14 protein-coding genes and 1 pseudogene are annotated in these 13,560 nt (G+C 70.1%); 13 read left to right on the top strand and 2 right to left on the bottom strand.

The window, feature by feature from the left end; all coding sequences use genetic code 11:
* Positions 1-240: 240 nt before the first annotated feature.
* The 10 genes and pseudogenes from ABZ818_RS26465 to ABZ818_RS26420 all read left to right on the top strand — a co-directional run.
* Positions 241-1,092, top strand: a complete 852-nt coding sequence (locus tag ABZ818_RS26465; protein WP_361419426.1) for a fumarylacetoacetate hydrolase family protein — start codon at positions 241-243, stop codon at positions 1,090-1,092.
* A gap of 11 nt (positions 1,093-1,103) precedes the next feature.
* Complete coding sequence (locus ABZ818_RS26460; protein ID WP_361419424.1) at positions 1,104-2,471, top strand: L-fuconate dehydratase; 1,368 nt, start codon at positions 1,104-1,106, stop codon at positions 2,469-2,471.
* Positions 2,468-3,229: an SDR family oxidoreductase gene (locus tag ABZ818_RS26455; protein ID WP_361419421.1), complete on the top strand. Its 762-nt coding sequence runs from the start codon at positions 2,468-2,470 to the stop codon at positions 3,227-3,229. The genes ABZ818_RS26460 and ABZ818_RS26455 overlap by 4 nt, the downstream gene beginning before the upstream one ends.
* Before the next feature lie 2 nt (positions 3,230-3,231).
* Complete coding sequence (locus ABZ818_RS26450; RefSeq protein ID WP_361419547.1) at positions 3,232-4,221, top strand: aldo/keto reductase; 990 nt, start codon at positions 3,232-3,234, stop codon at positions 4,219-4,221.
* On the top strand, positions 4,221-4,958 hold the full coding sequence (locus ABZ818_RS26445; RefSeq protein ID WP_361419418.1) for a (Fe-S)-binding protein: 738 nt from the start codon (positions 4,221-4,223) through the stop codon (positions 4,956-4,958). Before ABZ818_RS26450 ends, ABZ818_RS26445 begins: the two co-directional genes overlap by 1 nt.
* Positions 4,958-6,424: a LutB/LldF family L-lactate oxidation iron-sulfur protein gene (locus ABZ818_RS26440; RefSeq protein WP_361419414.1), complete on the top strand. Its 1,467-nt coding sequence runs from the start codon at positions 4,958-4,960 to the stop codon at positions 6,422-6,424. The genes ABZ818_RS26445 and ABZ818_RS26440 overlap by 1 nt, the downstream gene beginning before the upstream one ends.
* A complete protein-coding gene (locus ABZ818_RS26435; RefSeq protein ID WP_361419411.1) occupies positions 6,421-7,071 on the top strand; it encodes an LUD domain-containing protein in 651 nt (216 codons plus the stop codon). The genes ABZ818_RS26440 and ABZ818_RS26435 overlap by 4 nt, the downstream gene beginning before the upstream one ends.
* Positions 7,068-7,379 carry an L-rhamnose mutarotase gene (locus ABZ818_RS26430; RefSeq protein ID WP_361419408.1) on the top strand — a complete coding sequence of 104 codons (312 nt, stop codon included), beginning with the start codon at positions 7,068-7,070 and terminating at the stop codon, positions 7,377-7,379. The genes ABZ818_RS26435 and ABZ818_RS26430 overlap by 4 nt, the downstream gene beginning before the upstream one ends.
* Positions 7,376-8,227, top strand: coding sequence for an amidohydrolase family protein (locus ABZ818_RS26425; protein ID WP_361419544.1), 852 nt, complete (start codon positions 7,376-7,378; stop codon positions 8,225-8,227). The genes ABZ818_RS26430 and ABZ818_RS26425 overlap by 4 nt, the downstream gene beginning before the upstream one ends.
* A gap of 455 nt (positions 8,228-8,682) precedes the next feature.
* Positions 8,683-8,766, top strand: a pseudogene (locus tag ABZ818_RS26420) (MGMT family protein); the annotation flags it as partial.
* Between the two features lie 13 nt (positions 8,767-8,779).
* On the opposite strand, the gene ABZ818_RS26415 reads toward ABZ818_RS26420, so the two are convergent.
* A complete protein-coding gene (locus ABZ818_RS26415) occupies positions 8,780-11,128 on the bottom strand; it encodes a glycoside hydrolase family 95-like protein (RefSeq protein WP_361419405.1) in 2,349 nt (782 codons plus the stop codon).
* Positions 11,129-11,372: 244 nt separating this feature from the next.
* On the opposite strand from ABZ818_RS26415, the gene ABZ818_RS26410 reads away from it, so the two are divergent.
* Both ABZ818_RS26410 and ABZ818_RS26405 read left to right on the top strand, forming a co-directional pair.
* Entirely contained in the window at positions 11,373-11,747 is a 375-nt protein-coding gene (locus ABZ818_RS26410; RefSeq protein ID WP_361419402.1) for a hypothetical protein, read from the top strand.
* Positions 11,744-11,884, top strand: coding sequence for a hypothetical protein (locus ABZ818_RS26405; protein WP_361419399.1), 141 nt, complete (start codon positions 11,744-11,746; stop codon positions 11,882-11,884). The genes ABZ818_RS26410 and ABZ818_RS26405 overlap by 4 nt, the downstream gene beginning before the upstream one ends.
* Before the next feature lie 234 nt (positions 11,885-12,118).
* On the opposite strand, the gene ABZ818_RS26400 is transcribed toward ABZ818_RS26405, so the two are convergent.
* Complete coding sequence (locus ABZ818_RS26400) at positions 12,119-13,051, bottom strand: helix-turn-helix transcriptional regulator (protein WP_361419396.1); 933 nt, start codon at positions 13,049-13,051, stop codon at positions 12,119-12,121.
* A gap of 84 nt (positions 13,052-13,135) precedes the next feature.
* Between ABZ818_RS26400 and ABZ818_RS26395 the strand changes: the two genes are divergently transcribed.
* Positions 13,136-13,489 (top strand): cyclophilin-like fold protein, encoded by a 354-nt coding sequence (locus ABZ818_RS26395; protein WP_361419393.1) that lies wholly within the window; start codon positions 13,136-13,138, stop codon positions 13,487-13,489.
* The last annotated feature ends 71 nt before the right edge of the window (positions 13,490-13,560 follow it).

Here is a 13,560-nt window from a genome sequence, read left to right as displayed (position 1 = left end):
GGGGGCCTCGGGTGAATCTCAATGGTGATGTCCGGGTTTTCCATCTGTATTGCGAGGACTCGTTACCTCCATGTTGACCTGAGCATATGAGGGTTTCGAGAGCAAGGCTCCCGAAGAAAGATCGGAGGACTTCTTGCGGTGTCGCGGCAGTCGCTCGTATGGTCAAGGCTCCGGAGAGTCCTCCGATGTATTGAAGGTGGCGGAGGGTCTGGACCTCCGGGGCGACGACGGGAGAAACACATGAAGCTGTTGCGGATCGGGGAGCCGGGAGCGGAGATGCCCGCGGTCCTCGGCGACGACGGCACCGCGTTCGCGCTCACCGGCTTGACCACCGACATCGACGGGCTCTTCCTCGCCACCGGCGGAGTCGACCGGGTCAGGCAGGCGCTGGCCGAGGGTTCGCTGCCGCGCGTGGAGGTGGCCGGCCGGCGGATCGGCGCTCCCGTCGCCCGTCCGGGCAAGGTGGTGTGCGTTGGACTCAACTACCGTGACCATGCCGAGGAGACCGGCGCGGCAGTTCCTGAGCGGCCGGTGGTCTTCATGAAGGACCCCTCCACCGTCGTGGGACCCCACGACCCGGTGCGGATCCCCCGCGGCTCGTTCAAGACCGACTGGGAGGTGGAACTCGCCGTCGTCATCGGCGTCGAGGCCCGCTACCTGGCCGACCCGGCCGAGGCGGCCGGTCACATCGCCGGCTACGCGATCAGCAACGATGTCTCCGAGCGGGAGTTCCAGTTGGAGTACTCCGCCCAGTGGGACCTCGGCAAGTCCTGCGAGACCTTCAACCCGCTGGGCCCCTGGCTGGTGACCTCCGACGAGGTGGGCGACCCGCAAGGACTCGGCCTGCGCCTGTCCGTCAACGGCGAGGCCCGCCAGGACGGCGACACCAAGAACATGATTTTCGACGTCGCGTACCTCGTCTGGTACCTGAGCCAGTACATGGTGCTGCGCCCCGGCGACGTCATCAACACCGGCACCCCGGCCGGCGTGGCCCTCGGCCTGCCAGGCACCCCGTATCTGCGCGCGGGGGATGTGGTCGAGCTGTCCATCGACGGGCTCGGCACCCAGCGCCAGACGCTCATCAACGCGTGAAAGGCACCGAGTTGTCCGCAACCACCGCGCGGATCACCGCCGTCGACACCTACGACATCCGCTTTCCGACCTCGCGGGAGCTGGACGGGTCCGACGCGATGAATCCCGACCCCGACTACTCCGCCGCCTACCTCGTCCTGCGTACTTCGACGGGCGGCCACGAGGGCCACGGCTTCACCTTCACCATCGGCCGCGGCAACGATGTCCAGGTCGCCGCCATCGAAGCGCTGCGCGAGCACGTCGTCGGACGTCCGGTCGCCGAACTGTGCGCCGATCCCGGCTCGCTGTACCACGACCTGATCGGCGACAGCCAGCTGCGCTGGCTCGGACCGGAGAAGGGCGTGATGCACATGGCCATCGGCGCCGTCGTCAACGCCGTCTGGGATCTGGCGGCCAAGCGCGAGGGCAAGCCGTTGTGGCAGCTCCTCGCCGACGCCGACCCCGCGTGGCTGGTCTCCCAGGTCGACTTCCGCTACCTCACCGACGCCCTCACCCCCGACGAGGCCCTGGAACTCCTACGCACGGGCAAGCAGGGCGCCGGCGACCGGGCCGCCGAGCTGCTGCGGCGCGGCTACCCCGCCTACACCACCTCCCCGGGCTGGCTCGGCTACTCCGACGAGAAGCTCACCCGCCTCGCCAAGCAGGCCGTCGCCGAGGGCTTCACCCAGATCAAGCTCAAGGTCGGCGCCGACCTGCAGGACGACATCCGCCGCTGCCGTGCCGCCCGCGAGGCCGTAGGACCAGACGTCCGGATGGCCATCGACGCCAACCAGCGGTGGAACGTCGACGAGGCCGTCGAATGGACCAAGGCACTCGCCGAGTTCGACCCGTACTGGATCGAGGAGCCCACCAGCCCCGACGACGTCCTCGGTCACGCCGCCATCCGGCGTGGCGTCCACCCTGTCAAGGTCGCCACCGGCGAGCACGTGCAGAACCGCGTCGTCTTCAAGCAGCTCCTGCAGGCCGACGCCATCGACGTCCTCCAGCTGGACTCCGCCCGCGTGGCCGGCGTCAACGAGAACCTCGCCATCATGCTGCTCGCCGCCAAGTTCGGCGTCCCGGTGTGCCCGCACGCCGGCGGCGTCGGGCTGTGCGAACTCGTCCAGCACCTGTCGATGTTCGACTACGTGGCCCTCACCGGCACCACCGAGGACCGCGTCATCGAGTACGTCGACCATCTCCACCAGCACTTCCTGGACCCGGTGGTGATCAGCGACGGGCACTACCGGGCACCCACCACGCCCGGCTTCTCCGCCACCATGCATCGGAGCACCATCGACACCTACAGCTTCCCTGACGGAGCGTTCTGGATGGCCGACGCGGCCCTGGCCGAGCCCGGCACGGACACGACGGACACGGGCACGGAGGACCACGCATGAAGACCGAACTCGACGGGCTCACCGCCCTGGTCACCGGAGGGGCCTCCGGCATCGGACTGGCCACCGCCCAGCTGCTGAGCGAGCACGGCGTGGACGTCGCCGTCCTCGACCTCGACCCGAGCGGCGTGAGCACCCCGCTGCGTGGCCTCACCGCCGACGTCACCGACGACCGCTCCGTCCGCTCGGCCGTCGAAGCAGCGGCCGAAGAGCTCGGCGGCATCGACATCCTGGTCAACAACGCCGGTATCGGCGCCGCCGGAACGGTCGCGGACAACCCGGACGAAGAGTGGCACCGCGTGCTCGACGTCAACGTCCTCGGCATCGTCCGCACCACCCGCGCCGCCCTGCCGTATCTGCGCGACTCGGACGCCGCCTCGGTCGTCAACACCTGCTCCATCGCCGCCACCGCCGGCCTGCCCCAGCGCGCCCTCTACTCCGCAAGTAAGGGGGCCGTGCTCTCGCTCACCCTGGCCATGGCCGCCGACCACGTCCGCGAGGGAATCCGGGTCAACTGCGTCAATCCCGGCACCGTCGACACCCCGTGGATCGGGCGGCTGCTGGACGCCGCCCCGGACCCGGCCGCCGAACGTGCTGCGCTCAATGCCCGCCAGCCCACCGGCCGCCTCGTCACCGCCCAGGAGGTGGCCACCGCCATCGTCTACCTCGCCTCCCCGGCCACCGGCAGCACCACCGGCACCGCCCTCGCGGTCGACGGCGGCATGGCGGGCCTGCGTCTGCGACCGGAGCCACAGCCGTGACCCTGCGCCAGAACCAGCTCGGACGCAGCGCCGTACGGGTCAGCGAGCTCTCCTTCGGCGCGGCCGGCATCGGCAACCTCTTCACCCCGGTCACCGACCACCAGGCCGAACAGGCCGTGACCGCCGCCTGGGACGCGGGCGTGCGGTACTTCGACACCGCCCCGCACTACGGCCTCGGCCTGTCCGAGCGGCGCCTCGGCGCCGCCCTGCGCGACCGCCCCAGGGACGAGTACACCCTGTCGACCAAGGTCGGCCGGCTGCTCGAACCCGCGGACACCGACGGAACCGACCTCGCAGCCGGCTTCGCCGTCCCCGCGACCCACCGCCGTGTCTGGGACTTCAGCGCCGAGGGCGTCCGCCGCTCCCTCGCCGACAGCCTGGAACGCCTCGGCCTCGACCGGATCGACATCGCGTATCTGCACGATCCGGACGACCACGCCGAGCAGGCCCTGGAGGAGGCCTACCCGGAGCTGGAACGGCTGCGCGGCGAAGGCGTGCTCGGCGCGATCGGCGTCGGCATGAACCAGGCCGAACTGCTGACCCGCTTCATCCGCGAGACCGACATCGACGCGGTCCTCCTGGCCGGCCGATACAGCCTGCTCGACCAGCGCGGCCTCGTCGACCTGCTGCCCCTCGCGGCCGACCGTGGCGTGGGGGTTGTCATCGGCGGCGTCTTCAACTCCGGCCTGCTCGCCGACCCCCGCCCCCGCGCCACCTTCGACTACGCCGCCGCGCCCGATGACCTCGTGGCACGCGCCCTCGAGCTCAAGACCGTCTGCGAGCGGTACGGCGTGCCGCTGCGCGCTGCCGCCCTGCACTTCCCGTTCGGGCACCCGGCCGTCACGAGTGTCCTGGTCGGCACCCGCAGTGCCGCCGAGGCCGAGGACGCCGCCGCCCTGCTCAACCGCCCCGTGCCGGACGCGCTGTGGGCGGAAATCAAGGAGCTCGGGCTGTTGTCTCCGGATGTCCCGCCCCCCGCACAGGAGCGCTGATGCGCGTCGCCCTGTTCATCACCTGCCTCAACGACATCCTCTTCCCCGGCACCGGCCGGGCCGTGCTGACCGTACTGGAACGGCTCGGTCACACCGTGGACTTCCCGCAGGAGCAGACCTGCTGTGGGCAGATGCACTTCAACACCGGCTACCGCCCGGACGCGGTTCCCCTCATGGCCCGCTTCGCGCGGACCTTCGCCGAGTACGACGCCGTGGTCACCCCGTCCGCGTCCTGCGCGGACATGATCCGGGACAACCACCCCGTGCTGGCCAGGGAGTACGGACCCGCCGGCCTCCAGCAACAGGTCGCCGAACTGGTGCCCCAGGTCCACGAGTTCACCGAGTTCCTCACCGACGTGCTCGGCGTCACCGATGTCGGCGCCCGCTTCCCCCACCGGGTCACCTACCACCCCACCTGCCATTCCCTGCGCGGGCTGCGCCTCGGCGACCGGCCGTTGCGACTGCTGCGCGAGGTCGAGGACATCGACCTCGTGGACCTCCCGGCCGCCGACTCCTGCTGCGGCTTCGGCGGCACCTTCGCCGTCAAGAACGCCGAAACCTCCGGCGCGATGCTCGCCGACAAGACGCGAGACGTCCTGGCCACAGGCGCTGACGTGCTGTGCGCCGCTGACAACTCCTGTCTGATGCACATCGGCGGCGGCCTCTCCCGGCAGGGCAGCGCGGTGCGGACCATGCACCTGGCCGAGATCCTCGCCGCCACCGAAGGAGCTGCGTGATGAGCAACCCTGGTGACCGCGGGGTCGTCTGGCTAGGCTCTCCGTCGTTCCCCGACGCCGCCCGCAGCGCCCTTGGCGACACGCAACTGCGGGCCAACCTGAAGCGGGCCACCTCCACGATCCGCGACAAGCGTCTCGCCGTCGCCTCGGAACTCGACGATTGGGAGGAACTGCGCGAATCGGCCGCCGCCGTGAAGAAGCGCGCCGCCCGCCATCTCGATCGGTATCTGGTGCAGTTGGAGGAGACGGTCACCGCGGCGGGCGGCACCGTGCACTGGGCCGACGACGCCGCCGAAGCCAACCGCATCGTCACCGAACTCGTCCAGGCCACCGGCGAGTCGGAGGTCGTCAAGGTCAAGTCCATGGCCACCCAGGAGATCGGCCTCAACGAACACCTCGCCGAGGCAGGCATCACCGCCTACGAGACCGATCTCGCCGAACTCATCGTGCAGTTGGGCGACGACCGTCCCTCGCACATCCTGGTCCCGGCGATCCACCGGAACCGCACCGAGATCCGCGATCTGTTCGCCTCCGAGATGGGCCGCTGGGGCCGTCCTGCCCCCGAAGGCCTCACCGACGACCCGGCCGAACTCGCCGAGGCGGCCCGACAGCACCTGCGGCAGAGGTTCCTCACCGCCAGGGTCGCCGTCTCCGGCGCCAACTTCGCCGTCGCCGACACCGGTACCGTCGGCGTCGTGGAATCCGAGGGCAACGGCCGAATGTGCCTGACCCTCCCGGAGACCCTGATCACCGTGATGGGCATCGAGAAGGTCGTCCCCACCTGGTCCGACCTGGAAATCTTCCTCCAGCTGCTGCCCCGCTCCTCCACCGGCGAGCGAATGAACCCGTACACCTCCACCTGGACCGGCACCACCGACGACGACGGCCCGTCCCGGTTCCACCTGGTACTGCTCGACAACGGCCGAACCGACACACTCGCCGACACCGTCGGCCGCCAGGCCCTCGCCTGCATCCGCTGCTCCGCCTGCCTCAACGTCTGCCCGGTCTTCGAACGCACCGGAGGCCACGCCTACGGCTCCGTCTACCCCGGGCCGATCGGCGCCGTCCTCACCCCGCAACTGGCCGGGGTCGAGCACGCGGCCACCCTGCCCTTCGCCTCCACACTGTGCGGGGCCTGCTACGACGCCTGCCCCGTGAAGATCGACATCCCGAAGCTGCTCGCCCACCTGCGGTCCGAAGCCGTCGAGTCGAAGCGCCGCACCGCACGCCTGCCCACTGCCGAGGCGGTGGCGATGAAGGCCGCCGCCACCATCCTCGACTCCCCGCGACTCCTTGCCGCGGCACAAAAAGTGGCGGCCCTCGGCGGCCGCGCCCTGGCCCGGCACGGGCGCATCGGCCGGCTGCCCGGCCCGCTGCACGGCTGGTCCGACGCCCGGGACACGCCGACACCGCCCGCCGAGTCCTTCCGCACCTGGTGGCGCAAGAACCGAGAAGGTGACCGATGAGCAGCCGCGACGCGATCCTCGGACGCATCGAAGCCGCCCTCGCCGACGTCCCCGCCGACGAGACTCCGGTCGACGTGCCCGTTCCCCGGAACTACCGCCGAAGCCACATCCAGCCCGGTGAGGACATCGTGGCCCTGTTCGCTGAACGGGTAGCGGACTACCGTGCCACGGTAACCCGCACCGGTCCGGCAGGACTGCCCGCCGCCATCGCCGCCGCCCTCACCGCCCGCCGCGCCCGTCACCTCGCACTTCCCGAAGGCTTCCCCGCCGGATTGCTCCCGCCCGGCGACTGGCAGTGGCGCAGCGAACCGCTGGACGTGCCGGCCCTGGACGCACTGGACGGCGCGCTCACTCTCGCGGCCGTGGGCATCGCCGTCACCGGTACCCTCGTGCTCGACACCGGCCCGGGACAGGGCAGGCGCGCCCTCACCCTCGTCCCGGACTACCACCTGTGCGTCATCCGCGCCGAGCAGATCGCCGCGGACGTCCCCGACGCCCTTCGCCGCCTCGACCCGGCCCGGCCGCTGACCTTCGTCTCCGGCCCGTCCGCCACCAGCGACATCGAACTCGACCGGGTGGAGGGCGTCCACGGACCCCGCACCCTGGATGTCGTCATCGTCGACCCCACCCACCCGGAGCAGCCATGAGGATCGCCCTGCACACCCGCGTACGCGCGGACCGGATCGCGCAGTACGAGGCTGCCCACCGTGAGGTGCCCACCGAACTCACCACCGCCATCCGGGCCGCGGGCGTCAGCTCGTGGATCATCTGGCGCAGCGGCAGCGAGCTGTTCCATCTGCTGGAGTGCGAGGACTACGCCCGACTGCTCTCCGAACTGGAACACCTCCCGGTCAACGTCGCCTGGCAGGCGCGGATGGCCGACCTCCTCGACGTCGTCCACGACTACTCAGAGGCGGGCGCCGAGGCCGGACTCCCGGTGGTGTGGGAGCTGTGACCGGCCGGCGGATCATCGACGCGCACCACCACGTCTGGAACCTCGCGGCCCGGCCACAGCCGTGGATCACGGGCGAAGCCCTCGCCCCGCTCGCCCGGTCCTTCTCGGCCGCTGACCTCGCCACCGAGGCGCGGACGGCGGGCGTGGTCGGCACGATCGTCGTCCAGACGGTCTGCGTGCCCGAGGAGACACCCGAACTGCTGGCCCTCGCGGCCAGCAGCGACCTGGTCGCCGGGGTGGTCGGCTGGACCGACCTCACTGCCCCGGATGTCGCCGACGCGATCGCCGCCCTGCGCGAACGGCCCGGCGGGGACCGGCTGGTCGGCATCCGTCACCAGGTCCAGGAGGAGCCGGACCCGAACTGGCTGCTGCGCCCGGACGTACGGCGCGGCCTGACCGCCGTCGCCCAGGCCGGGCTCGTCTACGACCTCGTCGTCAAACCACACCAACTGGCCGCCGCGGCCGACGCCGCCGCCCGGCTCACTGGGCTGACCTTCGTTCTGGACCACCTCGGCAAGCCCCCGATCGCCACCGGCGCTCTCGATCCCTGGGCCGCCGGCCTGCGTCGCCTGGCCGCCTTGCCCAACACCGTGTGCAAACTTTCCGGCCTGGTCACCGAGGCCGCCCCCGGCGGCTGGCGTACCGAGGACTTCAAGCCCTACGCCGACACCGTCCTGGACGCCTTCGGTTCGCAGCGGTTGCTGTTCGGATCCGACTGGCCGGTCTGCACCCTGGAGGCGGACTACGCGGCGGTCGTCGGGATCGCAGAATCGCTCACGGAGGCACTCGGCCCAAGGGAGAAGGAAGCGGTGTTCCGCGGCAACGCGATCCGCGTCTACCGACTGTAGGCCACCCGACACGCGCCCGCCGGCGGTCTCGTTCAGGCGTAGGCGCTGCGGAGCCACCCCGCCCAGTTCGTCCAGGTTGCGATGACGGCGCTGCTCACGGCGGCGAACGGTGGCGAACCGTCATGCAGTTGTTCGACCCCGCCCTCGTCGTCGCAGTCGGGATCAGTGCGACGACGACGCCGTGGATCACTGTCGTGACGCGGTCATCTCCCTGCGATGCAGGGATGCACTGGCTCGTCGGACATCGGTGCCGGGCCCGGATCCTTGCCACCTGAGGGCCGGGCAGCAAGGAACGGAGGGCCCCTGCGGCAACGGGGCCGTAAGCCTCGACTCATCAGCGGGCTTGCGGATGAGTCACCTCCGACGGCCTGTTGGACGACGACGGGGCGCGGGATGAGCGTGGTGAGGATCGCCCCGAACAGCAGGTACGGCCTACGACGAGCCCGGCTTCTGGGGTCGGCGCCGACGGCTCGCTCACCGGATACGCGGGCGGCCTCGAGCGCAAGCAGCACCTGCTCGCGCTCGAGCACACGATCTGAGGGATCCAGGGGCTCAAGCCGAGGGCAGCCCCCAGCCGGGCGCCGGTGCGTTCGGCCTGACCGGTCCGATCCGCAGTTCGGGACGGTCGCCCTGGGCAGTGATCAGCGCCGACTCGCCCTTGCCGAGGGCTATGCGGATCGCCCCGTCGCCCGCGTCCTCGTATGCGAGCGGCTTGCCCCGCCCGTCCCGGACGTCGACCGGCCCCGCGATCCCATGGCGTACCACGCAGGGCGTGCCGGCCTCGCTGACCAGCCGCACCCAGCGGGTCGCCCCGGCCTCCCGGACCGCGCTCAGCAGGAAGGCGCCCTGGGTGCGGAAGTCGTGCACGGTCAGTTCGCGCCAGGCGGCGGGCAGCGCCGGGAAGACGCGGATCACGCCGCCCCAGGACTGGCACACCATGTCGTGCAGGGACTGTGCGGCGGACAACGGCGTCTCGATGACCGGGCCCGACTCCTTGTACATGGTGTTGGCCTGGATGAAGCGGCTCATCAACTGGCCCAGGTACCTGAGCGCGTCGTCGCCTTTGCCGAGGAGGGCTGACATCGACGCCGCGCCCGTGAACGTGTAACCCTGAAGGGCGCCTTCGAAGCCCACCCAGTGGGCCAGGGACTTCTCGATCAGGGCCTTCTCGTCCGGGGTGCGGCCGGTGAGTTCGTACAGTGGATAGACGGCGAGCAGGTGGGAGTAGTGACGGTGGGACTTCGCGAACGGGATGTCGGCACCGATCATGAAGCCGTTGGAGTTCGTCGGGTAGGGCACGCGCTTGGTCAGAATCTCGCGCCAGCGCGGGGCCAGTTCGTCGTCGATGCCGAGCAGTTCGGCCGACTCCAGCAGCGTCCGGCAGCCCCAGGTCAGCAGCATCAGGTCGTAGTTGCAGTCGCGGGAGTCGCCGCCGTACTCGGGTGAGAACGTCGCCGGCAGGTGCAGTTTGCCGTCCGCGCCCGGCTCCAGGAAGTGCAGGTAGTAGTTGATCGCCTTGCGCAGAAGGGGAAAGAGGACATCGCGCAGGATCGACTCGTCCATGGTGTGGCGGTAGCTGAGCCAGACATTGTGCAGGGCCCAGGTGAGGTTGCCGACTTCGGGCGTGGGCGGATTCTGGCCGGGGATGCCGACGCCGTAGCCGGTGAGAGTGCTTGCCGCGCCGTTGACCAGGGACGGGTCCGTGGTGCGCGGGATGCAGAGTGAGTCGCCGCGGTACGGGGGCGCCACCTCCTTCGCGAGGTTCTCCCGGAACTCGCTCAACACGCGTGTGACGGCGTCGAGTTCCAGATGGTTGGAACCGTGGATCAGCCAGTATTCCAGCTGCGCGTTCAGGTTCCACCAGGTGTTGGGCCAGGGTGTGGACTCCAGCCAGGGGCCGCAGGTCGCCATCACGGGCGCGTCACGGCGCGCGGCGGAGGCGGCCTTGTAGAGCTGGATCCAGTAGAACCGCTGGATGCGGGCATCGGGCAGGGACAGGAAGCTCTTGCGGTAGAAGTCGCGCCACCAGGCGCGATGCGTGACGGCCAGCGCCTCGTACGGCAAGACGGAGACGTCGCGCACGGCTCGCAGTGCGCGATCACGGGCCGTCGACGTGGGGAACGAGTGCGCCACATGCACGTACAGAGTGCGCCGATCGCCGCGGGTGCGCTCGCGCCAGGCGGTGACGTGCTGCCCGCCCGCGAGCAACGGCTGCACGGCGGCCGACACGTCGTCGTGCTCCTCGACCTCGGCGGGCGGATTACCTCGGTACCCGTCGGGCAGCGGCATGAAGGCGGCGCGCGGACTGATCGCGTTCGCCGGGTGGAACGCCCAGGCGAAGTCGCGCTCGCCCTCGCTCGGGGTCACCTCCACGGCCAGCACCGAGCGCGAGGTGTGGACGAAGACGCGGAGCGCGAGGGAGCCGCGGTCCGTGGTCAGCGTGCCGGTCAGCTCGGCGTCGCGCAGGCCCAGCCGCCAGTCCAGGCCCGTGATCGTGCCGACCGGCTCCAGCGTGAAGTGTCCGATCGGCAGCCGCGCGAGGCCGAAGAGGGAGCCGAACTCAGGGCGGTGGTCCTGCACCTCGGAGTGCTGCACATTGAAGCGGACGGCCCGTGTCGCGGCTCCGGGCTCCGCGTAGATCCCGGAGCCGAGCAGACCGTTGCCGAGATATGGCCCCTCATACCAGGTCTTCGGCATGCGGCGCCAGACGAGATCGGCGTCGTCAAGTACCGTGCGCCAGGCGTCGTCGGGGGCGACGACACGGCCCGGACCCGTCGCGGGTGCGGCCCCGTGTTCCAAAGCGTCCGCCGCCCGAGCCGGTGTCGGCAGCCCTCCGACCAGTAGCGCTCCGCTGAGCGCGGAGCCGGTCGCGAGTAGGGTTCTTCTGGACGGTATCGGCATGACGCCTCCCGGGGCTCGGACTCAGTAAGAATTCATCGGAGCTATCCCGCTCATGAAAGGTAGGGATGGTGCGCGAGATCGTCAATACATCGCGAGAGATCCGATCTGTCAGTCACAGATCACGGCACCGAGTTACGCCCCCGCAATCAGCTCGGGCATCTACCCGTCAATGATCGCCCGCCGTTGAGGCCTGACGCCCAATCAAGTCGGTGAAGGCACCGCCGAACTACGGCAGTTGGTCCACATGGACGTAATCGAGCGTGTCGCCGACGGATTACGCATCTCCGGCCACATGGTCGGGCTTGCCCGGCGGCCGTGGGAAACGCCTGCCGATCTGACCGCCGCCGAGCGCCAACCGCCCCGCCGCGAGGAACCACAGCACGAGGCAGCGCCCACCGCTCTGCCAGGGTTAGACGCGGACAGCTTCCTTGCTCTGACCTCCCGGGCCCGCCCGAGCCCTTCTACCCTCAAGGCACTACGAGCGTCGATCGAGGACTATTGGCGCCGGGACGACCAGCATGGAGGAGAAGCGCTGAGGCCGGCGGTCGTCGACCAGCTCCGGTACGTCGTCGAGCTCATCAAGGATGATCGGCACAAGCCCATCCAGCACGAGCTGTGAGCACCGCCGGCAACCGGGTCACGCTGAACGCGGCGCGCACGGCGTTCTCCTACAGCGGGCAGAGCGGCAACGAGAGCTGCAGCTGGAACCCGACTGTGGTCATCACCGTGCCCGCCAACGCGCCGACCGGCCAGTAGACCGGCATCATCACCCACTCCGCCGCCTAACCAGCTGCACCCACGCATTCCGGCGGAGACCCCACTCGCCGCCCACCACACCGCTGTCGGAGTCAGCCCCGACGCCCGTCTGTGGCGGGGGCAAGCCCGCTTGCTCGCTTCGGCGAGGTCAACGGCCGTGCTCGAGGGGCTGCCGCTCCGTGCGGCACAGGCGTCGCTGACCCACGTGTCGCGTCGGCAGTTCGTTGGCCGCTGTCAGGCGCAACGTGTGCGGGCCGTGAGGCCCCGCCCTTCGGGCGTCTCGACGAAGGCCTCCACGTACACGCAGCCAGCAGCCGTGGACAGTTGCTGGCCATGGCTGTCCACGCTCTGCCCGGCGAAGGAACTGGTCACGACGACGTGATCCACGGGGCGGAGCACGCTGATATGCACCCGGCGCTGAGCGTTGTGCGGCCCCTTGACCAGCCCCCAACTGGTGCGGCAGCCCGGTTGGTGGCGCAGCAGGAGCCGACCGAAGTCCATGCCGTTGGGTAGCCGCAATGGGACTTCGTCGAACGTTATGACCTGCGCGACGACGTTGGGTGAGCCGCAGCCGGTCTCGATGGGGTCGGTGGCGTCCGCGGGAGGGCCGGGGGTGGACCGCGCCTCCGGCAGTGTGCGCCACTCGTTACGGACCGCGCCCTCCTGCCGGGCTGACGAAGACCGCTCCGCCGCCGCGTCTGGATGACTCACCGCAAGACTGGTAGCCACGGCGGCGAGAAGCGCGGCGACCACCTCGATCGACGTGAGAGTGATCCGGCGCCGCCGGGCGGATACAAAGCCGGGGGAAGGCTGCCCGATCGAATCGGCGGAGGCGGATACCGCGACGGCGGCGCCCAACCAGTCACCGGACGCCAGAAAGGAAGCGTCCGGTGACGGCGTCGTTGGCGGGCGCGGCGAACCGGACGGAACGCCGTCGCTCTGGGCTGCTTCCCATAAGGAGCGCCACAGCAGGGGGTCTTGCCCCAGCGCCTGGACGAAGGACGCCGTCACCTCCCAGGTCGGTGCCCTGCGCCCGCTCTCCGCTGCGGACAGGGTGGCAGGGGAGTAGCCCGCGCGTTGAGCCAGCGCCCGCAAAGTGACTCCCTCGCCGTCCCGCAACTTCCGCAGCCGGCATGCGAGGTCTGCCCGAGGACCATCCGAAATCACGGCCGCTCTCCTCTTTCCGGCCACGGCTCTCCTCGCATCCCGCCCACCCGGACAGACAGCACACCGTTCGAGAGGAACAGCACCATGATCCTCCGGCTCACCGTCGACGGGCACACCGTGGCCGCCGCCTTGAACGGCAGCCCCGCCGCACGCGACCTCGCCGACCTGCTCTCGCTCACCCTGGACCTGAAGGACTTCCACCACACGGAGCGCATCGGCTACCCGCCGCGCAAGCTGGACACCACCAACGCACCGGACCCAGCCGCGCCCAAGGCTGGTGACCTCGCCTACTACGCTCCCTGGGGCAACCTTGCCCTCTTCTACCGCGACGGCGGCCCTGCCTCCAGCGACCTGCTCATCCTCGGTCACCACAGCGACGAGAGCGAGGTGGCTCGAATCGCTATGGCCGATCGCGTCCGCTTCGATGCCGCCGCCTGAACTGGCCCGCTATACCCAGTTTCTTCCTCGTCCTGGCCACCGGTCCGGGATCACCCACGGGTCAGACACTG

It is taken from the genome of Streptomyces sp. NPDC047453 (genome assembly GCF_040643155.1).
Taxonomy (GTDB): Bacteria; Actinomycetota; Actinomycetes; order Streptomycetales; family Streptomycetaceae; genus Streptomyces.
The sequence above is the reverse complement of the archived record's forward strand: the minus strand, read 5'-3'. Positions and strand labels throughout refer to the sequence as shown.

Excerpts from the sequence above, each read along its gene's own strand:
- ABZ818_RS26465 (WP_361419426.1), top strand. The coding sequence starts at position 241 with ATGAAGCTGTTGCGGATCGGGGAGCCGGGAGCGGAGATGCCCGCGGTC.
- ABZ818_RS26455 (WP_361419421.1), top strand. The coding sequence starts at position 2,468 with ATGAAGACCGAACTCGACGGGCTCACCGCCCTGGTCACCGGAGGGGCC.
- ABZ818_RS26445 (WP_361419418.1), top strand. The coding sequence starts at position 4,221 with ATGCGCGTCGCCCTGTTCATCACCTGCCTCAACGACATCCTCTTCCCC.
- ABZ818_RS26440 (WP_361419414.1), top strand. The coding sequence starts at position 4,958 with ATGAGCAACCCTGGTGACCGCGGGGTCGTCTGGCTAGGCTCTCCGTCG.
- ABZ818_RS26435 (WP_361419411.1), top strand. The coding sequence starts at position 6,421 with ATGAGCAGCCGCGACGCGATCCTCGGACGCATCGAAGCCGCCCTCGCC.
- ABZ818_RS26430 (WP_361419408.1), top strand. The coding sequence starts at position 7,068 with ATGAGGATCGCCCTGCACACCCGCGTACGCGCGGACCGGATCGCGCAG.
- ABZ818_RS26415 (WP_361419405.1), bottom strand. The coding sequence starts at position 11,128 with ATGCCGATACCGTCCAGAAGAACCCTACTCGCGACCGGCTCCGCGCTC.
- ABZ818_RS26410 (WP_361419402.1), top strand. The coding sequence starts at position 11,373 with ATGGACGTAATCGAGCGTGTCGCCGACGGATTACGCATCTCCGGCCAC.
- ABZ818_RS26395 (WP_361419393.1), top strand. The coding sequence starts at position 13,136 with ATGATCCTCCGGCTCACCGTCGACGGGCACACCGTGGCCGCCGCCTTG.